Source organism: Gemmata sp. (assembly GCF_051859125.1).
GTDB lineage: Bacteria > Planctomycetota > Planctomycetia > Gemmatales > Gemmataceae > Gemmata.
The window spans coordinates 24,563-43,866 of the sequence record NZ_JBHYGG010000190.1; the positions used below are offsets into that span (position 1 = coordinate 24,563).

19 protein-coding genes are annotated in these 19,304 nt (G+C 70.8%); 12 read left to right on the top strand and 7 right to left on the bottom strand.

Translation table 11 applies throughout. From position 1 onward, the window contains the following. Positions 1 to 112 precede the first annotated feature (112 nt). A complete protein-coding gene (locus ACTIGN_RS16590) occupies positions 113 to 1,453 on the bottom strand; it encodes an ARPP-1 family domain-containing protein (protein WP_439625784.1) in 1,341 nt (446 codons plus the stop codon). Positions 1,454 to 1,593: 140 nt separating this feature from the next. On the opposite strand from ACTIGN_RS16590, the gene ACTIGN_RS16595 reads away from it, so the two are divergent. Further along, positions 1,594 to 2,334, top strand: coding sequence for a TIGR02996 domain-containing protein (locus ACTIGN_RS16595; RefSeq protein WP_439625786.1), 741 nt, complete (start codon positions 1,594 to 1,596; stop codon positions 2,332 to 2,334). Here ACTIGN_RS16595 and ACTIGN_RS16600 read toward each other — a convergent pair. Further along, entirely contained in the window at positions 2,267 to 2,716 is a 450-nt protein-coding gene (locus tag ACTIGN_RS16600; RefSeq protein WP_439625788.1) for a M67 family metallopeptidase, read from the bottom strand. The two genes, ACTIGN_RS16595 and ACTIGN_RS16600, sit on opposite strands and share 68 nt — an antisense overlap. A gap of 174 nt (positions 2,717 to 2,890) precedes the next feature. On the opposite strand from ACTIGN_RS16600, the gene ACTIGN_RS16605 reads away from it, so the two are divergent. From ACTIGN_RS16605 to ACTIGN_RS16630, 6 genes are all read left to right on the top strand, one after another. After that, entirely contained in the window at positions 2,891 to 3,988 is a 1,098-nt protein-coding gene (locus ACTIGN_RS16605) for a class I SAM-dependent methyltransferase (protein ID WP_439625790.1), read from the top strand. 253 nt (positions 3,989 to 4,241) lie between these two features. Beyond that, positions 4,242 to 6,455, top strand: a complete 2,214-nt coding sequence (locus tag ACTIGN_RS16610) for an NfeD family protein (protein ID WP_439625792.1) — start codon at positions 4,242 to 4,244, stop codon at positions 6,453 to 6,455. A 104-nt stretch (positions 6,456 to 6,559) separates the two neighbouring features. Continuing rightward, positions 6,560 to 7,198, top strand: coding sequence for an NfeD family protein (locus tag ACTIGN_RS16615; protein ID WP_439625794.1), 639 nt, complete (start codon positions 6,560 to 6,562; stop codon positions 7,196 to 7,198). 362 nt (positions 7,199 to 7,560) lie between these two features. Further along, positions 7,561 to 8,661 (top strand): flotillin-like protein FloA, encoded by a 1,101-nt coding sequence (gene floA, locus ACTIGN_RS16620; protein WP_439625796.1) that lies wholly within the window; start codon positions 7,561 to 7,563, stop codon positions 8,659 to 8,661. Between the two features lie 125 nt (positions 8,662 to 8,786). After that, the gene (locus ACTIGN_RS16625; protein WP_439625798.1) at positions 8,787 to 9,434 is read left to right on the top strand and encodes a hypothetical protein; all 648 of its coding nucleotides are present in this window, start codon (positions 8,787 to 8,789) and stop codon (positions 9,432 to 9,434) included. A gap of 70 nt (positions 9,435 to 9,504) precedes the next feature. Then, on the top strand, positions 9,505 to 10,404 hold the full coding sequence (locus ACTIGN_RS16630) for a sugar phosphate isomerase/epimerase family protein (protein ID WP_439625800.1): 900 nt from the start codon (positions 9,505 to 9,507) through the stop codon (positions 10,402 to 10,404). Positions 10,405 to 10,490: 86 nt separating this feature from the next. Here the strand turns inward: ACTIGN_RS16630 and ACTIGN_RS16635 are convergent, their stop codons facing one another. Continuing rightward, complete coding sequence (locus tag ACTIGN_RS16635) at positions 10,491 to 10,844, bottom strand: hypothetical protein (RefSeq protein WP_439625802.1); 354 nt, start codon at positions 10,842 to 10,844, stop codon at positions 10,491 to 10,493. 52 nt (positions 10,845 to 10,896) lie between these two features. Continuing rightward, a complete protein-coding gene (locus ACTIGN_RS16640) occupies positions 10,897 to 12,279 on the bottom strand; it encodes an alkaline phosphatase family protein (RefSeq protein WP_439625804.1) in 1,383 nt (460 codons plus the stop codon). Between the two features lie 57 nt (positions 12,280 to 12,336). Here ACTIGN_RS16640 and ACTIGN_RS16645 point away from each other — a divergent pair, with 57 nt between their 5' ends. The 3 genes from ACTIGN_RS16645 to ACTIGN_RS16655 are packed head-to-tail and all read left to right on the top strand — an operon-like array spanning position 12,337 to position 14,041. Then, positions 12,337 to 13,299, top strand: coding sequence for an aldo/keto reductase (locus ACTIGN_RS16645; RefSeq protein WP_439625806.1), 963 nt, complete (start codon positions 12,337 to 12,339; stop codon positions 13,297 to 13,299). Positions 13,300 to 13,316: 17 nt separating this feature from the next. Next, positions 13,317 to 13,601, top strand: a complete 285-nt coding sequence (locus ACTIGN_RS16650) for a type II toxin-antitoxin system Phd/YefM family antitoxin (protein WP_439625808.1) — start codon at positions 13,317 to 13,319, stop codon at positions 13,599 to 13,601. Next, the gene (locus tag ACTIGN_RS16655; protein ID WP_439625810.1) at positions 13,598 to 14,041 is read left to right on the top strand and encodes a type II toxin-antitoxin system VapC family toxin; all 444 of its coding nucleotides are present in this window, start codon (positions 13,598 to 13,600) and stop codon (positions 14,039 to 14,041) included. The genes ACTIGN_RS16650 and ACTIGN_RS16655 overlap by 4 nt, the downstream gene beginning before the upstream one ends. A gap of 9 nt (positions 14,042 to 14,050) precedes the next feature. Here the strand turns inward: ACTIGN_RS16655 and ACTIGN_RS16660 are convergent, their stop codons facing one another. Together ACTIGN_RS16660 and ACTIGN_RS16665 are read right to left on the bottom strand one after the other, a co-directional pair. Beyond that, the gene (locus tag ACTIGN_RS16660) at positions 14,051 to 16,027 is read right to left on the bottom strand and encodes an amylo-alpha-1,6-glucosidase (RefSeq protein WP_439625812.1); all 1,977 of its coding nucleotides are present in this window, start codon (positions 16,025 to 16,027) and stop codon (positions 14,051 to 14,053) included. Between the two features lie 232 nt (positions 16,028 to 16,259). Next, entirely contained in the window at positions 16,260 to 16,949 is a 690-nt protein-coding gene (locus tag ACTIGN_RS16665) for a chalcone isomerase family protein (RefSeq protein ID WP_439625814.1), read from the bottom strand. A gap of 165 nt (positions 16,950 to 17,114) precedes the next feature. Here ACTIGN_RS16665 and ACTIGN_RS16670 point away from each other — a divergent pair, with 165 nt between their 5' ends. Beyond that, positions 17,115 to 17,945, top strand: coding sequence for an alpha/beta hydrolase (locus ACTIGN_RS16670; protein ID WP_439625816.1), 831 nt, complete (start codon positions 17,115 to 17,117; stop codon positions 17,943 to 17,945). Positions 17,946 to 18,003: 58 nt separating this feature from the next. Next, complete coding sequence (gene dtd, locus ACTIGN_RS16675) at positions 18,004 to 18,447, top strand: D-aminoacyl-tRNA deacylase (protein WP_439625818.1); 444 nt, start codon at positions 18,004 to 18,006, stop codon at positions 18,445 to 18,447. 29 nt (positions 18,448 to 18,476) lie between these two features. Here dtd and ACTIGN_RS16680 read toward each other — a convergent pair whose 3' ends face one another. Further along, positions 18,477 to 19,094, bottom strand: coding sequence for a secretin N-terminal domain-containing protein (locus tag ACTIGN_RS16680; protein ID WP_439625820.1), 618 nt, complete (start codon positions 19,092 to 19,094; stop codon positions 18,477 to 18,479). Between the last annotated feature and the right edge of the window lie 210 nt (positions 19,095 to 19,304).

Consider the following 19,304-nt stretch of genomic DNA (forward strand, 5'->3'; position numbering starts at 1 on the left):
GGGGGGCGTGCAAATTGCCGGCGCGGCGGGCTGCTTGGGCTCGGGGGGTGGGTTCTTCTACCTCTACGTCGGTGCGGGTTCGGTCCCGGCTCGCCACGATCCGACTCGAAACTCACTTCTTGATGAAGCTCTTGTGGATGAGCGCGTTGCCGCGGCCGGCGTCGCGGGACTCCGAACTCAGCCCGGCCGCGTCCTCGACGCGCTGCACGTTCAACCGGTTCCCCGCGGCCGCGGGCGTCTGCACCGCGGCCGCGGGCTGCGGGTTGACGGCCACGTTGCTGCCGCGCATCCCGTAATATTGCTGGAGCCGCTGCCGCTGGTTGTCGGTCCGGTTCCGCAGTTGGACGGTCTCCTGGATCGATTCTTGCTGTTGAACCAGCGCCTGGCCGCTGCCGTTCGCGGTCACGATCGGGTTCACCGCCGTGTCCGGCGCGTTCGGCTGGCCCAGCCCGTCTTCGACCCAATAGAAGTTCCGCGCAGGGGCCGGGCCGGGGCAATTCAGCGCCACCGAGTCTTGGCGGGCGGCACCGTCGCATGCGGCCGCGGACGGCTGTTGGCCGGCGAGCGCGAGGAACCGCTCGACCTCGGGCACGGTCGGCACGGGCGGGAGCGGGCGGTCGGACTGCTCGGCGACCGCGTCGGCGGCCTGCGACCGGAGAAGCCGCGGCCACGCCTTCTGGAACATCGCGTTCGAGCCGTAGACCTCGGCCCCGGTCACCTGCCCGTTGACGAGGAACACGCACCCGATCACGTTCCTCTTGCCCTCGCCGCCGGCCCGCAGCGCCGCCTCGAACTCAGCGACCTTCTGCTGGAGCGTCTTGTTCTCCAGGGTGAGCTGGAAGCTCGTCGCCGAATCCGGGGCGTTCACCGTGGTGCCGAGGTTCCTCGTGAACTTGTCCTGGTTCTCCTTCACGTTGTCCCACACCTCGGACTGCTGGCGGGTGGCGTTGGCGTACGCGAGCTTGGAGCCGACGATCCGCTGGTCCGACTTGGTGAAGTGCGTGCTGGCCTCGGCCCCGCGGCCCTGCCACCGCCCGGCCTCGACGCAGTGCGCCGGGAACGGCACGCGGCCCGACTTCGGGGGCACGAGCATGTCGGTGGCGAACACGCGGTCCTGCCGGCCGCCCTTGATGATGTCGCCCTCCTGCACGAACAGCTCGTAGTCGTCGGAGTTGTTCTCGACCTGGAGCGTGTTCACGTTGCCGGTCTCGTGGACGACCGCCCACCCGGCGTCGAGCGCCTCGGCGAGCGTGGCGACCTTGTGCGCGTCGCTCACCGCGTCCGGCCCGTGAACGAAGAACACGGTGAGGTTGCCGTGGGTGAGCGGGGCCGAGACCCGGGGCTGCTCGGCAGCCGTTGCGGACCGGGCAGGAGCGGCCGCTCCGCCGCCGGCGAACCACAGGCCCGCGAGGGCCAGGGCGACGACACCGAACGCTGCGTGTGACGACTTCACGGGTAAACCCTCCGCCGAGGTGAGAGGCAGGCGCGAACCCCGAGATGGGACGACCGGTCGTTCCGATTGTAACCCGTGCGACCCCGCGAACGCGAGGCTAAGCTGGTAACGGGCGGGTAACATGTCTGCGAGGGAATCCGATGCCGCCGCCGGGGTTCGAACCGTTCCTGCGGGCGATCTGCGCCGACCCCGAGGACGACACCGTCCGCCTCGCTTACGCCGACTGGCTCGATGAGAACGGCGACCCCGACCGGGCCGAGTTCATCCGGTTGCAGGTGGCCGCACCGCAGCGCCCGAAGGGACCAGATGAACGTTCCGCACGCGAAGCGATCCTGTGGCGGGACAACGTGTCCCGTTGGAACCAAGAAGTGCCGACGCTCAGAGGCATCGATTGGGCTTGGGAGTACCGGCGCGGGTTCTTGTTTCAGTTCAGCGCTGTCGCAGGCAAGTGGTTTCTGGAACACCGCGCTCTACTGTTTGCTTCCGCGCCAATTCTGTCGCTGGTGATCAACGACGCGGGTCAGGGAACTTTGGAGAAGGTGTTCGCTGTCCCCGAGATCGGGCAACTCACGCAACTCTCGCTGCACAACTGTCGGATCAGTCCGGGATTCTTCCGAGTCGTGAGCGGGTGCCCGCAACTCCCCAACCTTCGCGAGCTGCGATTCGATCGCCGGCACGGGTTACCACTTCGCCAGAGCCTCACCGACGGAGAAGCTCGCGAACTCGCAGAGACGCCGATGCTCCCTCGTTTGGAGATCATCTCGACCGACGGCTGGATCAGCGAGGACGCGGAGCGGTTGCTCCTTCGACGGTTTAGGACCGTTCGCTCGGGCCACCGGTATCGACCCGGAGTTCCGCCTCCCGGTAGCCCACCTCCGTGAGCCACCAGGCGCGAGCGACGGGTTCCGGGGCGGCGAGGCTCACGATCAGGTGCGCGGCGGTCTCGCCGTAGGTGTTGCGGGCGACGTCGCGGCGGCTGGGCACCGGGGCCGATGTCGGGTGCGAGTGGTAGATCGCCAGCAGTTCCAGCCCGCCCTCGCGCATCGCACGGAAGGCGCTCAGCATGTCGCGGGCGTTGCTCTCGTACTCGGTCGCGCTCGCGGCGTCGTTGCGGACCGGGTAGCGCGCGGCCACTGTGCCGACGCCGCCGGCGATGCGGCCCGCGAGCAGCCCGCAGCACTCCAGCGGCGCGTCGGCGAGTGCGTGCGCAACGACATCGCCGAGGAGTGCGGCGGGGATCACGAGTCGCTCGAACGGTGGCATGGGGTGATTTTACCAAACGCCTCACCCGGAGGGTTGAGGCGGGTGCTCGGGCGAACCCTGAGCGCCAGCGAGGGGGTGCGCCTCACCCCCTCGCTGGTGCTCAGGGTTCGCCCAAACAGTCCGGCTCGTGACCCGCTCACGCATCGCACGGGTTCGGGCCGCTACAACACGAGCATGACACCCGACCCCGGCACCAAGTGGCACGACCCGGCGCTGCTCGACCACCTTGTTCGCGTGCGGCAGCCGTGGGACGCGCTGGTGCGGCGCGTCGTGCGGGCCGTGCTGAAGCGCTACCTTCCCGACCCAAGCGGGGCGCTCGTCGAGATCGGGGCCGGCGGCGGGCAACTCCGCGAGTGGCTCCCGGATGATGTGGCGGCCGCGGTCACCCACACCGAGCCGTCCGGGCCGTTCGTTCGGGCGTTCCGCGAGCGGTACCCCGACGCGACCGTCATCGTCGCGGACGCCGCGAGCCTCCCGTTCGATGCGGGGAGTGTGTCGGGCGTGCTGGCGCTGTGCGTCCTCGACACGCTCCCCGACCTCGCCAGCGTGCGGGCCGAACTCGCGCGCGTCCTGCGACCCGGCGGGGTGGTCGCTCACGTCCTCGACCTCTCGACCAGTCCCGACGCGCTGTTCCCCGAACTCATCGCCGGCGGCGAACTCCCGCTCACCAACTTTGCCCGCGACCCGGCGCTGCTCGACGTGCTGACCCCCGCCCAGCGAGCGGCGCTGCCGGCGGCCGACGACTTCGACGAGGTGCTCGCGGTGCGGTGGGGCGAGTTCGTGCCGTTCGTCGGGATGTTGGCGCGGTCGAACCACCCGCTCGCGGCCTCCGCCGACCTCGGGCCGTTCGCGAAGTTGCACGAGCCCGGCGGGTTCGACCCGGAGCGGTTCGCGCTCGAGTTTATGGCCGCGAGCGCCGACGCCGCCCGGCTCCTGAAGCTGAGCCGTGCGATGATCGGACTCTTCCTCGCGGCGCGGCAGTTCGGCCGGCCGTGGACGGTGCGGGCACTCTCGACTCGCACACACTTGCGAGCAAAACTGAGCGCCGCGTTCGGAAGCGACCACGGGTTCGCGGTCGAGTTCGCTGGCCCCGTGCGGGCATGGGAACCCGCCGACCGCTTCACGCTGCGGCACGCCGGGCGAACGGTGTCGCGGCCGCTGCCGGTGCCGGGAACGCCCGTGGAGCAATTGGAGGGCGTGCCGCCCGCCCCGCTGCCGGCCGACGGCGTGCGGGCCACCACAGTCGAGGTGTTTGTTGCCCGCCGCTTCTGAAGGCAGTCGCCTGCGGCGGCAGAGGACAGAGGACAGAGGACAGAGGACAGAGGACAGAGGACAGAGGACAGACGAGCATACCCACCGGTGTCTGGCTGGCCTCTGTCGTCTGTCCTCTGCCACTTCTGCCCGTCGCCGAAGGCGTCCGGTTCGGGGCGACTGGGCCAAGGTTCTTTTTGCCCCGGTTCGCCGGACCGTTATAATCTGCCAAGTGGACCGCGCGCGGCCCACACCCCGACAGGAACGTTCAGCGATGTCGATTCCGGTCCGCCACACGGTCGGTTCGCTTGCCGCGATAGTCGGCGGGGTGCTGCTCACGGCCGCCTCCGCCCTCGGCCAGAGCGCCGAGGGGCTGTTCGTCACGGTCCCCAATCCGATCACCACCGAGGGGGTGAACCGGATCAAGGCGACCGTGAACGCGCGGATCGACCCGGCCGCCCCGCAGCGGGCCGGTACCGTCGTGTTCGACTTCAACCCCGACGGCAAGCCGGCCGCCACCGCCGACTTCGGCGCGTGCCTCAGCCTCCAGGACTACATTCTCACCTCGGTCAACCGCAACGGCGTGAACACCGTCGCGTACGTCCACGCCCCGACGAGCGCGCACACGGTCCTGCCGGTCCTCGCGTGCCGCGAACTGGTGATGAGCCCCGGCGCGACACTCGGCCAGGTGACCGACGACGGCAACCCGCCGCTCGTTCCGCCGCTGAACGCGAGCAAGGAGACGCTGTACCGCGAGACGCTCGCCGCGGCCGGCCGCGGTGGGCTGGTGCCGGTCGTGCGTAAGATGTACGACCCGGCGGTGCAACTCCGCCGCGGCATCCCGCGGGTGCCGCCGCTGAACCCCGTGTACTTCGACGCGGCCGACGCCGAGCAGGTCAAGAACATCGCCGGCGGCCCGAACTTCCCCCCGGTCGAGGGTGTCGCGGACGGGCAGGTCGGCAACTACACCGCCCGGCAGGCGATCAGCCTCGGGCTCGCGAAGGCCACCGCCGAGACCCGCACCGACGTCGCGAGCCTGTACGGACTGCGGGGCGGCAACCCCGACGACCCCCTGGAGGGCCGCACGCCGGACGTGTACTTCTGGGCCATCACGAAGGACATCGACGGCTCGGTCCGCGAGTCGGTCAACCGCGTGGTCCGCGACGTGCGGCAGAAGGGCGGGAACGTCCTGATCCTGGTCATCAACGTCGGCGGCAACGACCTCGTCGCGGCCCGGAACCTCGCGGACGACCTGCGGGCCGCGCAGACCGGCGACGACAAGATCAAGATCGTCGCGTTCGTCACCGAGCACGCCCCGGCCGCCGGCACGGTCGTCGCTCTCGGGTGCTCCGAGATCGTCGTCGCGAAGGCCAAGCCCGACGGGCTGGGCGACGCCAAGGAGGCCGACCTCGGCGACTTCGCCGCGTACATCAAGGCGACCCGCCAGGCCGACGTCGAGGCCAACCTCGGCAGTGTCCGCGACCTCGCCAAGAGCCAGGGCTACCCCGAGATCCTGATCGACGGCATGTTCCGCCACGACCTCGAAATCCTCCGCGTCAAGCCGGCCGGGAACAACCTCGCGAACCAGCGGCGGTTCATGTCCCGCGAGGAGTTCGAGAGTGCGAAGGGCGAGTGGGTCGAGGACAAGGTAGTGAAGCCGAAGGGGCAACTCCTGAAGCTCACCGCGCAGCAGGCGGTCGAGTACGGGATCGCCCGCGTGGCCGTCGAGGGGACCGACGTGCGGGCGGTGACCTCCGCGTTCGGGTGGCCCGACGCGAAGAGCCCGGACCCCGGCTGGCTCGACAAGTTCGCCGACTTCCTCCGCAACCCGGTCGTCACCGTGCTCCTCGTGGTCCTCGGGTTCACCGGTCTGATCCTGGAACTCAAGCTGCCGGGGCTGACGGTGCCGGGGATCATCGCGGCGCTGTGCTTCATCCTGGTGTTCTGGGCGCACTCGAAGTTCAGCGGGCAGACGTTCGCCCTGGCGCTGCTCCTGTTCCTGCTCGGGCTCGCGCTGGTGGGCATCGAGATCTTCGTGCTCCCCGGGTTCGGGGCGTGCGGGATCTTCGGGATCCTGTGCATGCTGGCCGGGCTGGGCGTCGTGACGATGGACAAGGTGCCGGCGACGGCCGGCGAGTGGGGCCGGCTCGGGGAGCGGGTGTCGGTGTACATGTTCGCGATGATCGGCGCGTTCTTCCTGGCCTTCACCATCGCGCGGTTCCTGCCGAAGATCCCCGGCGGGAACCGGCTGGTGCTGAACGCGCCGGTCGAGACCGGCTCCCCCGCCGACATGCTCCCCGGGGCCGGCGAGGCGGCCGAACTGCTCGGCGCGGTCGGCACCACGAACACCCCGCTGCGGCCGGCCGGGATGGTCAAGTTCGGCGACCGGTTCGTGGACGTGGTGTCCGACGGCGGGTTCGTCCCGGCCGGCACCCGGGTCCAGGTGATCCAGGTCGAGGGCACCCGGATCGTGGTCAAAGAAGTCTAGGAACGCGGAGATTGGGGGTCGGACGGTGGGAGCCGGGGACAAGCAAACGAGCCGCCCCCGTATTTCCAACCCCCCATTCCCGGTCCCCAGCCTACAACAAGCGCATGGACTACCTGACGCTCGCCCTCGTGCTGTTCTCGCTCGGCATCATCCTGCTGCTCGCGGAGGTACTGCTCCCGACCGGCGGGTTCCTGGTCGTGGGCTCGTTGTTGTTCTTCGCGCTCGGGGTGGGTATCATCCTGGCCCGGGGCACGGTCACGGAAGCGGTGGTCGCGGTCGCGGCGCTGGCCGTCGGGTTCCCGGCCGCGGGGTACGTCGCGGTCGCCGCGTACAAGCGGATGTCCGTCGGGGGCGAACTCGAAAGCTCCTCCGCGCCGCTGGAGGTCGCCGGGCAGACCGAACTGGAGGCGCTCAAGAACCGCACGGGCAAGACGGTCTCGCCGATGCGGCCGTCGGGCACCGTCGAGTTCGACGGCCGGCGGATCGACGCCATGACCGAGGGCGTGATGCTCGACGCGGGGGTGTGGGTCCGGTGCGTCGCGGTGAAGGGCACGACCGTCCTGGTCCGCGGGATGGACCCGCCCGCCGACGTGGCCGACATCGACGGCCCGATTCCCGACGATAACCCCGCCCCGGCACCGAACATCAAGTTGGAGGCGGCGCCGAACCCGCCCGCGAGCCCGCCGCCGGTGCAGCGGGCCTCGCTCGACGACTTCGACCTGGACATCGGACTGGACAAGTGAATCACGCGGAGCCGCAGACGGGCTTCAACCCTTTCAGGGTAACGAACAATCCCGGGCGCGGCCCGGGTCGGACCTTCGGGTGGTCGGCGGCCGAGACTCAAACATCCTGCGGCGCTCCGCCGCGGGTGACGTTGCTCGCGAATGCGTCCCCAGGGTCGTTGGTCTTTTCGCCGGGGGCCGGTGGGGTGCCCGGAACTGAACCGACCTGCGTCTCCCGTGCACCCCACCGGCCCCCGGCGGCGTGAACGACCCTGGTCCCGGATCGAAGTCGGTGCCGGCCACTCGTTGACTCAACCCGGCGAGCCCCCGCGGGCCGCCGCGACGCGGTACGAAGAACTGAACCCCAGAAGGGAAACACAACAGTGACGAACACCTTCGCGCTGCTCGCCCAGGGCGGGCCGGCCAAACTCGGCGAGAAGACCGGGGCCGCCAACCTCGACAACGGGAGCATCATCCTGATCGGCGTCGCGCTCGTCGCGGTACTGATCTTCCTCGTGTTCCTGTTCATCTTCTTCAGCTTCATCCGACTCTGGATCCAGGCGCTGCTCACCAAGGCCGACATCGGCATCGGCAGCCTCATCGGGATGAAGCTCCGGAACGTCGACTACGGCATGATCGTCCGCCAGAAGATCGCGCTCGTGCAGGCCGGGGTGAAGGTGACCACGCCCGACCTCGAGTCGCACTACCTGGCCCGCGGCAACGTCCCCAAGACGGCCACCGCCGTGATCGCCGCCCACAAGGCCGGCCTCGACCTGCCGTGGCGCACGGCCGCGGCCATCGACCTCGCCGGCCGCGACGTGCTCGAGGCCGTCCGCACCAGCGTGAACCCGAAGGTCATCGACTGCCCGGACCCGGCCAAGGGCAAGCAGTTCCTCGACGCCGTGTGCCGCAGCGGCATCCAGCTCCTCGCCAAGGCCCGGGTGACGGTGCGGACCAAGCTGGAGCGGCTCGTCGGCGGGGCGACCGAGGAGACCATCATCGCCCGCGTCGGCGAGGGCATCGTGAAGGCCATCGGCTCGGCCCACGACCACAAGGAGGTGCTCGCCAACCCCGGCATGATCTCGCAGACCGTGCTGCACAACGCGCTCGACGCGCAGACCGCGTTCGAGATCGTGTCCATCGACATCGCGCACATCGAGGTCGGCGAGAACATCGGCGCGAAGCTCCAGGCCGACCAGGCCGCCGCCGACCTCCGGGTCGCGCAGGCCGAGGCCGAGAAGCGCCGGGCCGCGGCCGTCGCCCGCGAGCAGGAGATGCGGGCGCTGTGCGAGGAGAACCGGGCCAAGGTCGTCGAAGCCGAGGCCCAGGTGCCCCAGGCCATCGCCGACGCCTTCAGCAAGGGGAACCTCGGGGTGATGGACTTCTACAACATGAAGAACCTCATGTCCGACACTTCGATGCGGAACAACATCGCGTCGATGACCGGCGGCGGCGGGGCCGAGAACACCCCGGGCCGCGGGTGACGGTTCCGGTCAGAAGTAGCAGAGGTCAGAGGACAGTCAGCAGCGAACGCTATCTGTCCTCTGTCCTCTGTCCTCTGTCCTCTGCCGCCGAAGGCGTCTGTCCTCTGCTCTCACGGGGCTCCGACATGGGCATCTTCTGGATCATCCTCGCGATCGTCATCATCTCCACGGTGGTGGGGGCGGTGTCGAAGCTCATCAACGGCCTCAACGAGATGAACAACGCGCCGCGGGGGCGGGGGGCGAACCCGCGGGCCGCGAACCCGCCGATGAACCGGGGCGGCGCGGGGCCGCGGCAGGCGAACTCGGACATGGACCGGTTCCTCGCCGAGATCGACCGGCTCCGCAAGAAGTCGGGTGACGCCCCGCAGCAGCAGCAGCAGAACCAGAACCCGTCCGCGGTCGTGCCGGTGGTGCAGCCGGTCAAGGTGCCCGAGCGCTCGCGGTCCCGGGTGACCGCCGAGTTGGCCGAGGCGCCCCCGCAGCGGGCCGACGGCGGGTTCACGCAGTACTTCCCGGCGGCGGCCCCGGCCGCCCTGGCCCGGCCGGCCGAACTGGCGATGCTCCAGACCGCCACAGTGGTGGCCCCGGAGAGCAGTACCGGCGCGCCGGCCACCCGCGTCACCCGGCTCGCCACCCGCCCCCGGCCGGTCGCCAAGACCCCGCTCGCCAAGAACCTGACGGCGCTCCTCAACTCGGGCCAGGGGCTCGCGCTGGCCATCGTGCTCCAAGAGGTGCTCGGCCCGCCGAAGTCCAAGAAGAACAGCAGCGGGTGACTCCCTGCCGGGCGTGAAACGGGGTACACTGGCGGCGCGTCCCGCCCCCCGTCACCCCGGAGCCCGTCTCATGTCGCTCTCGCGCCGCCAATTCCTCGCAACGTCCGCACTCGCCGCCGGGACCGCGGGCTCGCGCCTGCCGCTCGCCCTGGCCATCGACCCCGTCAAGCGGCCGTCCGACAAGCCCGACCTGAAGCTGAGCCTCGCGGCGTACAGCATGCGGCAGTTCCTCGACCTCAAGAAGCCGACGATGACGCTGTTCGAGTTCATCGACTACGCGGCCGAACTGCCGGTCGACGCGGTCGAACTCACGTCGTACTTCTGGGCCGAGACGACCGACGCCTACATCGAGAAGGTCCGCGACCACGCCGCCAAGAAGAAGCTCGCGGTCTCCGGCATCCCCGTCGGCAACAACTTCTGCCTCCGCGACGACGCGAAGCGCAAGGCCGAGGTCCAGAAGGTGAAGGACTGGACGCTCCGGGCCGCGAAGGTCGGCGCAAAAACAGTGCGCATCTTCGCCGGCAACCTGGAGAAGGGCGACACGCTCGAAGAGGCGCAGAAGCGCGTCGTGGCCGCAATGAACGAGTGCTGCGAGGTCGCCGAGATGGCCGGCGTGCTGCTGGCGCTCGAGAACCACGGCGGCATCACCGACACCCCCGAGCACCTGCTCGACCTGGTGAAGCCGGTGAAGAGCCCGGCGCTGGGCGTGAACATCGACACGGGGAACTTCCACACCGCCGACCCCTACGCCGACATCGCCAAGATCGCGCCCTACGGCGTCGTGTCGCAGGTGAAGACCGAGGTGTTCCCCGGGAACAAGCGCGAGGACGCCGACCTCGCGAGGGTCATCAAGATCCTCAAGGACGCGAACTTCCACGGCTACGTCGCACTGGAGTACGAGGCCAAGGAGGACCCGAAGGTGGCGGTGCCGAGGTTCGCGAAGGAGTTGCGGAAGCTGATCTCGGGGTGAGCAAAGTGACTTGGCGAGCGGGGGACGTCAGTCCCCCAGTGGTTGCAAATTCTACCGGCGGACTGGCGTCCCCCGCTCGCCTGATACTACCGCCCGAAGCGGCGGAACCCGCGGGCCGGGACGGTCGGCTGCACGGCCGGGCCGACGACCACGCCGGGGTCGCCCTGGACGATCACCGTGCCGGGGGCCGGGACCGTCGGGGCCGACTGCACCACGGGCGTCGGCGGGTGGATGCGGGTGCCGCCGACCCGCGGCAGGAACATCGACGGCGCGTACCCCGACGACCGCGACGGGAACGGGTCGATGGTCGGCACCAGCGGCGAGTAGCCGTACAGGTCTCCGGGCAGCGGCAGTTGGCCGACGGCGGGGCTCTGCGCCGACGCCGAGTTTGCGGACAGCGCAAGAACGAGGGCCGACAGGCCGAGTGCGGAACGGGTCACGGGTGGCTCCTTTCGCGTGCGGATCACGTCCTGTTGCGACGTTCCGCTCGCGTTATCGGCCCAGCCCGAGAGCGGTGAGTAGCATTTCCTTCACCGCGGTCATGGGAACACTGGCCCCGGGGTTCGGGCCGTGACCAATGAGCACGGGGCGGTCGGATGGGTCGGTCGCAGCGAGGCCGTGACTCCCCCGCACAATCGCGCCATCCAACGGGACCACGTCCATCGTCATGCGGAACCCGAGCTTCTTCTGCGCGAGCCGTCGCGCCGCGTGCAGCTTTGGGAACCGCAGCTTCGGGTCGAAGAACAGCTCGCACGGGTCGAACCCCGGCTTGGCGTGGATCGCCACCGCCCTCGCGTAGTCTGGCGCAAAATGATCGTCGAGCCAGAACGGGTACGCGAACCATGCGTCCGGCTCCGACAGCAGGATGACTTCCCCGCTGCGGTCGTGGTCGAGGTGGATCGTGGCGCGTTCCTCGCCGCTGAACACCTGCGCGACGCCGGGGAGCGGCGCGAGGAGTTCGCGCACCCGCGGCACGTCCTCGGCGTCGCGAACGTAGACGTGCGCGAGTTGGTGATCGACCACCGCGAACGCGCGCGAGCCGTACAGGTCGAGTTGCTCGCCGAACGGCCCGCGGCGCACTTCGAGGAGCCCGGCCGTGCGCAGCAGCCGGTTCGGGTACACCGGCCGCGACACGTCGCAGTGCCCGTACTCGCTCACCACCCACACCTGCGCCCCGGCCGCCTTCGCCGCGTCGAGCAGCGGCGCGCAAGCATCGTCGAGTTCCTTGACGCACTTCGCCATGTCGCACCCCTTCGGCCCGAACCGCTGCGGGTCGTAGTCGAGGTGCGGCAGGTACACGAGGCTGAGCGTCGGCTTCTTGGTCGCGAGCGCCGTGGCTGCTGCTGCTGCGATCCACTGTGTGCTCTTCGCGCCGGCCATCGGCCCCCAGAATGCCGGGAACGGAAACGCGCCGTGCTTCGCGACGAGGTCCGCTGAGAGTTGCTGCGGCTCGCCGGTGACGCCGAACGCCTTATTCCCGTTCACCGCGTAGTGCGGCTTCGGCGTGACGCTGAAATCGACCGCCGCGCCCTGGTTGAACCACCAGAACAGCTTCGCACTCGTGAACGGCAGGCCGCGTTCCTTCGCTCGCTTGCGGGCGGTGGCGTACAGCGGCTCGGCCCGGACGAGTCGGTTGCTCTGCTGCCAGAACCGCACTTCGTTCGTGTCGCGGAACAGCCAGCCGTTGGCGACGACGCCGTGCTTGTTGGGGAGTTCGCCCGTGAGCAGCGTCGCCTGGGCGGTGCAGGTGACCGCCGGCAGCACCTCGGGCATGTCCGCGACCCAGCCGGCCGCCGCGACCGCCTTCAGCCGCGGGGCGTGTTCGAGGAGCCGGGGCGTGAGGCCGACCGCGTTGATCAGTACGATGGGTTGCATACGGTCACGGTACGCGGGCGAGCGGCCGGCGTCAGCCGGCTGTTCCGGAGGAACGCAATGCAGACGCGGCAACTCGGCAACTCGGACCTGCACGTCACGAGCATCGGCTTCGGCGCGTGGGCCATCGGCGGCGGCGGGTGGGCGTTCGGGTGGGGCGCACAGGACGACGCCGACTCGGTCGCGTCGATCCGCGAGGCGATCGACCTCGGCATCAACTGGATCGACACCGCCGCGGTGTACGGCCTGGGGCACTCGGAGGAGGTCGTCGCCGAGGCGCTGAAGGGCGTGGCGAAGCGGCCGTACGTGTTCACGAAGTGCGCCCGCGTGTGGAACGAGGAGCGGCAGATCGGCAAGTCGCTGAAGGCCGACAGCATCCGCCGCGAGTGCGAGGCGAGCCTGAAGCGGCTGAAGCTGGACGTGATCGACCTGTACCAGATCCACTGGCCCGAGCCCGACGAGGACATCGAGGAGGGCTGGCAGGCGGTGCTGAAGCTGAAGGAAGAGGGGAAGATCCGCTGGGCCGGCGTGTCGAACTTCTCGGCCGAGCAGATGGCCCGCGTCTCGAAGTTCGGGCCGATCACGTCGCTCCAGCCGCCGTACTCGATGATCCGCCCCGAGGTCGAGGAGAGCATCCTGCCGCACTGCCAGGCGCACAACATCGGGGTGATCGCGTACTCGCCGATGGCGTCGGGGCTGCTCACCGGCGCGATGACCCGCGAGCGGGTCGCGGCGATGCCGGCCGACGACTGGCGGAAGGAGAAGAACAAGCACTACCAGGAGCCGCTGCTGACCCGGAACCTGAACCTCGTCGAGTTGCTCCGCACGGTCGGCGCGCCGCACGGCCGCACCCCGGGCGAGGTGGCGATCGCGTGGGTGCTGCGGCACCCGGCGGTGACCGCGGCGATCGTCGGCGCGCGGAAACCGGGCCAGTTGAAGGAGCTGGTCGGCGCGGCCGACTGGCGGTTGACGGCGGCCGAGGTTGGTGCGATAGATGGGTTCCTGAGGGCGAACCCCGCGTGACGCCGGGAGGGGTGACTGTGAACGTCGTCATCGTGAGCATGGCCGAGGCCCAGGCCGATCTACCCGCCTTGATCGCGCGCGTCGCGGCCGGCGATCAAGTCGTCATCGCCGAAGACGGGAGGTCGGTGGCCGAACTGAGTCGACCCCCGCGATTCCCGACGACGCCCGAGGAAATCGCGGCCGCGGCCCCGCTTCGCGCGGCGCTGTTCCGTTCGGTGATCGAGGGGCACGAGCGGGCCGGCGAGCCGCTCCCCGCCGACCACCCGCTGCGGGCCGCTCTCGCAGTTGAGGAGCGGGGATGACCGGGCCGTTCCTCGTTCCCCCACCCGGCGGGTTCGTTCTGGACGCCTCTGTCACGAGCCGCTGGTGCCTCACGGCGCAGGCCACCACGTACACCTCACGGGTGCTGGGGCGCGTCGTTGCCCTCAAGCCGTGTGTCCCAGTGAGTTGGTCGCTACACCTCGCCGACACCCTGCGGGTTGCGGAGACCCAGAGGCTGGTGACGGCCGCGGAGGTCGACCTGTTCCTGTCGCAACTCGTGGCCCTTCCGATCTTCCTCGACGACGAGACCCCGGCCCGCGCGTGGCCCGAGATCCTCGCCCTCGCCCGCACGCACCTGATCCCGGTCTACGACGCGGCGTACCTGGAGCTGGCGGTGCGGGTGCGGCTCCCGCTGGCGACCATCGACGCGGCCCTCGCCCGCGCCGCCGCGGCCGCCGGCGTCCCGCTCTTCGCCCCGTGACCCCGCGGGTCACCGCGCCACCTTCACCGAGCAGCGGAGCACCTCGGCGACGCTCCACGCCTGGGCCACGCACCCGCGGGGCGCGTGCGGCGGCTCGGCGTCGAACACCTCGCTGATCGACCCGACGCACGCCTCGTTCACGTGGTCGCGGAACCCATCGAGCAGCGCCGCCGCGCCGGCCCGGTCGCTGGGGAACGCCTTGACGTGAGCGTCGAGGTACGGGCCGATGAGCCACGCCCACACGGTCCCCTGATGGTACGCGGCGTCGCGCGCCCGGATGTCGCCGGCGTACCGCGGCTGGTAGTCCGGGCTCCCCGGGGCGAGCGACCGGAGACCCACCGGCGTCACCAGCGCGTCGCGGACCACGCGCAGCACCGGCTCCCACTTCTCCGGATCGAGAACGGGGTGGTCGAGTGAAATCGCGAACACCTGGTTGGGCCGCAGCGCCGGGTCGTTGGTCCCACCGGGGCCGTCGAGCACGTCGTACAGGTGCCCGCCGGCGGCGTACCAGAACCGGCGGTTGAACGAGGCCCGGCACCGCTCGGCGTGCCCGGCGTACGCGGCCGCGGCCGCCGCGCCGTCTTCTTCGCGGACCCAGCCTTCGATGATCCGGAGGGCGTTGTACCACAATGCGTTGATCTCGACGGCCTTCCCCCGCCGCGGGGTCACCACCCAGTCGCCGACCTTGGCGTCCATCCACGTCAGTTGGTAGCCCCCGGCCCCCTGCCGCAGCAGCCCGTCGGCCGGGTCGACGCCGATGCCGAACCGCGTGCCGGCGACGTGGCGTGCGATGACGCCCTTGAGCGTGGGCAGCAGGTGGCGGAGGGTCGCCCGGTCGCCGGTCGCGCCGACGTACCGGTTCAGCGCGTGGAAGAACCACAGCGTCGCGTCGGCGGTGTGGTACAGCCCCTCGTGCCCCGTCTCGGGGAACAGGTTCGGGATCAGCCCGTCCCGGACGTGGCCGGCGAACGTGCGGAGGACGTGCCCGGCCTCGGCGTGCCGGCCGGTCACGAGGGTGAGCCCTTCGAGGCCGATCATGGTGTCGCGGCCCCAGTCGGTGAACCAGTGGTAGCCGGCGATCACCGATCGCTCCTCGGCGCCCCGCGAGCGTGCGGGCGTGAAGAGGAACTGGTCCGCGGCCAGCACGAGTTCCCGCGCGAGCCCGGACCGGGCCGCCGGCACCGCCCGCGCGACGAGCCGTTCGCGGCGGTCGAGTTCGGCGGCGTGGGCCCGGTCGGGCGGCGCCGCGAGGACGCGGTCCCAGAGCTCGGTGGAGAAAACGAGGGTCGCGTCGCGGCCGGGTTCCAGGTCGAGCCGGAAGAACCCCGGCGCGTGCAGCGCCCCTCGGTGCGCGTAACCCCGCGACTCCTCAATCGGGTAGGCGATATCGGGCACGTCCTCGCGGCGGACGGTGAACCCGGCGTCGCCCCCGCGGGCCATCATCCGCAGCACCGGGTAGTCGGACCGGCCTCGTACCTCGACCCCGTCGCCGACCGCGGTCAGGTCGTACGAGCCGCCGGGGGGCGCGTCGACCGGGTCGTCGTGCCCGCGGAAGTGAACCGACGGCGCGAGTTCCAGGTGGGCCGCCGCGCCGCCGGTGAGCCGGTACCGGACGTAGACGGTGTTGTGCCGGTGCGCGCAGAACACCCGCTTCTCGAACGCGACGCCTTCGATCGCGTACCGCCACACGGGCAGGCCGGCGTCGAGTCGGAAGTCCACGAGGTGCCCGGCCGGCGGACCGGCGGGGTCGGCTCCTGTCCCCTCGCCGCTGAACGTGATGGTGCGGTGGCCCGGGAGCCGGAGGGACTCGCGCAGGTTGTTGACCAGCATCAGCCGGCCGAGCGGGGCCGGGTGGGCGGCGACGAGCAGCCCGTGGTACCGCCGCGCCGGCGCGCCGCTCACGGTCCCCGAGGCGTACCCGCCCAGGCCGTTGGTGACGAGCCACTCGCGGGGGTCCGGGGCGGGGAGCGGGTGTGGGGGTGTCATGGTCACCGTGGCGGCCGCGAGGTGGCGGCGGTCCGCCCGCCGAGTCCGGCCCCACGGGTGCAATTCGGGTGCCCGCCGCACCGATCGGGCGGCGGGCACCGTGCGGTCATACGGAATCGCGTGGATCAGGTGCCCGTGGTGGGGCAGGCATTCGTGCCTGCCTCCCGACGCGACTGGAGGCAGGCACGAATGCCCGCCCCACCAGATCGAAACGAATCCATGCGATCCGGTTTCACCTCAGCCGGGAGACGAGGCCGGCCTTGATCGGCTCGCCGATGTTCCGCTTGCCGAGGTACACTTCCCACATCGCCTTCGCGAACGCGGGCGTGTCGATGGCCACCGAGACCTTGCCGACGACGTCGATCCGCAGGCCGGTGCCGGGCACGTTCGTGATCCACACCTGGTCCCCCTTGGCGAGGTCCATGGCGCGGAGCTTCTGGTTCAGGGCCGCGACCTCGGTGTCGAACGCGGGCCGCGGGTAGTTCTGGCGGATCGCGTCGGTGAAGGCGTCGGCCATCTGCTTGCCCGACACGTTGGTCGCCATCACCAGGTGGAGCTGCTTGACGCAGTCCTTGCCGACCAGGTCGTCGGCCGAGCCGATCGCGACCCCGTCCTCGGCGTAGCTGGCGACCGTGTACACGTTCACGATCACCTTCTTCCGCAGGGCCGCGCCGGTGAGGACCAGCTTCACCTGCTTGTCGCCCACCTTGCTCTCGATCTGCGTCGGGTACTTAGTGTCGCTGCCGCCCACGCCGACGTACTCGACGCGCTCGACCGGGGCGTTGGCGTTCCCGGCCCCGGCGCTCGGGTCCGGGGTCGCGGCCGGGGCCGCCGGCGTGGCCGGCACGAGGTACGTGGCCCCCAGCAGGGCCACGCAGCCCACCCCGGTCAGTGCGATCACGTGCATCCTGGTCAACGTCATGTTCGGTCTCCCCGTCCTGGGCGAAGGTGTCGCAATCCGCCCCGAGCATACGCGACGGCCGCCGCCCGGGTAAAGGCGACATTGACACCGCGCCGTTGGATCGGGATACCCGTACAGAAGATGACCAATTCCCGCGCCGGCCGGGTCACAATCTGCGGGGGACGCATGGGCCGGGCAACCGTACTCGCACTCTGTGCGATCAGTGTCCCCGCCGCGGGGTGTGCCGCGGTCCGGGACCGGGCCGGCCGGGTCGAGAACGCGATCGTGTTTCAGCCGGCGGAGTACCCGCGGGGCGACTGGACCCCGGACCCGCGGGTCGAGGACGCCTGGATCGACTCAACCGGCGGCGTGCGCCTCCACGGGTGGCTCGCCGAACCCGACGACGGGCGGCCGCGGGCGGTGGTGCTGTTCACCCACGGCAACGGCGGCAACGTCACCACCCGCCGGCACGTCATCGAGCTGTTCCGCGACAAGATGAACGCCACGGTCCTCGTGTTCGACTACCGCGGGTACGGCCGCAGCGGCGGGCGGGCGACCGAGGCGGGCGTGCTCGACGACGCCCGTGCGGCCCGGCAGTGGCTCGCGGCGCGGGCCGGCGTCCGCGAGGCCGACGTCGTCGTCGCCGGGCACTCGCTCGGCGGCGGCGTGGCGGTCGACCTCGCGGCCCGCGACGGCGCCCGCGCGCTCATCCTGGAGGGCACGTTCACCAACCTCCCGGACGTGGCCGCGAGCTTCGTCCCGTTCCTGCCGGTGCGGGCCGTGATGCAGGCGAGCCTCAACTCGGTCGCCAAGATCCCGGCGTACCACGGGCCGCTGTTGCAGGTCCACGGCAACGCCGACGAGATCGTGCCGTACCGCCTCGGCCGCAAGCTGTTCGCGGCCGCGAACGAGCCGAAGCAGTTCGTCACCGTTCTTGGCGGCGACCACAACCACTCCTACACGCCCGAGTACGTCGCGGCGCTGGACCATTTCCTCGCCGCGCTCCCCCGTCCTTGACGCTCTCCGGCCCGGCCCGCACACCAGCACGGTCCCTCTCGTCACAAGCGGGGTTCCCATGCGTGCGGTGCTGCAACGGGTCGAGCGGGCGCAGGTCGCGGTCGGCGGCGCGGTCACCGGCGAGGTCGGGGTCGGGTGGCTGGTGCTGCTCGGGGTCGCGCCCGGCGACACGCAGAAGCAGGTCGACTGGCTCGCGGACAAGGTCGCGAACCTGCGGGCGTTCGGCGACGCCGACGGGAAGATGAACCTGTCCGTGCAAGACGTGGGCGGGGCGGTGCTGGTGGTGAGCCAGTTCACGCTCTACGGCGACTGCCTGAAGGGCCGGCGGCCGGGGTTCAGCGGCGCGGCGCAACCGGCGGTCGCCGAGCCGCTGTACGAGGCGTTCGTGAACGCGCTGCGCTTACTCGGCGTGCCCGTGGCGACCGGGCGGTTCGGGGCCGACATGCGGGTCGAGTTGGTGAACGACGGCCCCGTCACGTTCGTGATCGACGCGCCGGGGTGACGGGGCCGCCCGACCGGGCGCGGCTGCGGTCACTCCTTCGGCGCGTCCTTCGCGGCGGGCCGGCCGGGGACGTCCAGTTCCTTCACCAGATCGGCGACCGCCTTCACCGCGTCGTCCGGCCCGAGGACGAGCAGGTGCTTGCCCAGCGCGATCGCGCGGACGTCGTCGAACTCCAGGGCGTCGATGATCCGGGCCAGGTCGGACGCGGGGGCGTGCTTCGGGGCGAACCCCTTGAGCGCCTTGAGCGGCGGGAGCGGGTCGCCGTCCTTGCGGTCGAGCACGGCGGCGAGGTCGGCCGCCACCTGGACCAGGTGCTCCGGCCCGCGGACCACCAGCGCGCCGGTCCGCTCGTCGGGCACCGCGTGCAACTCGGAGTGGAACCGGGTGACGACGTCGGCCTTGCCGAACACCACGCCGGGGCGGGGCTCGCCGACCGGCCCCGCGAACGCCGGCGGCTCGACCACCTCGCGGGACGGGAGCAGCGACCCGAGCGCCAGCTTCACCTCGGCCGGGTCGGCGCGCTCGAGCTTGATGACCCGCACCGCGCTCGGTCTGGTGGGCGCGGCCTTCGGGTCGACGGCAAGAACGGCAGGGAGGCACAGGAGCGCGGCGGCGACGGCCGCACAGGCGCGAAGGGTGGCGGTCATTACGGTTCCGGGGACGGGGGCGCGGGTCGGTGCAAGCATTCGACGCACCCGGAGCCGAAAAGTTCACCGTGTGTGGGGAGAAGTGGTCCGAGCCCGACGGTAGGTCCGTGCCCACCGGCGGGCGGTCGAGAAGCCCAGATGCCCGGCGAGCCGGGAGCGTCACCGACCGGCGGGGCGCGGTCGGCAAGAACTACCGGCGCTGACGCTCCC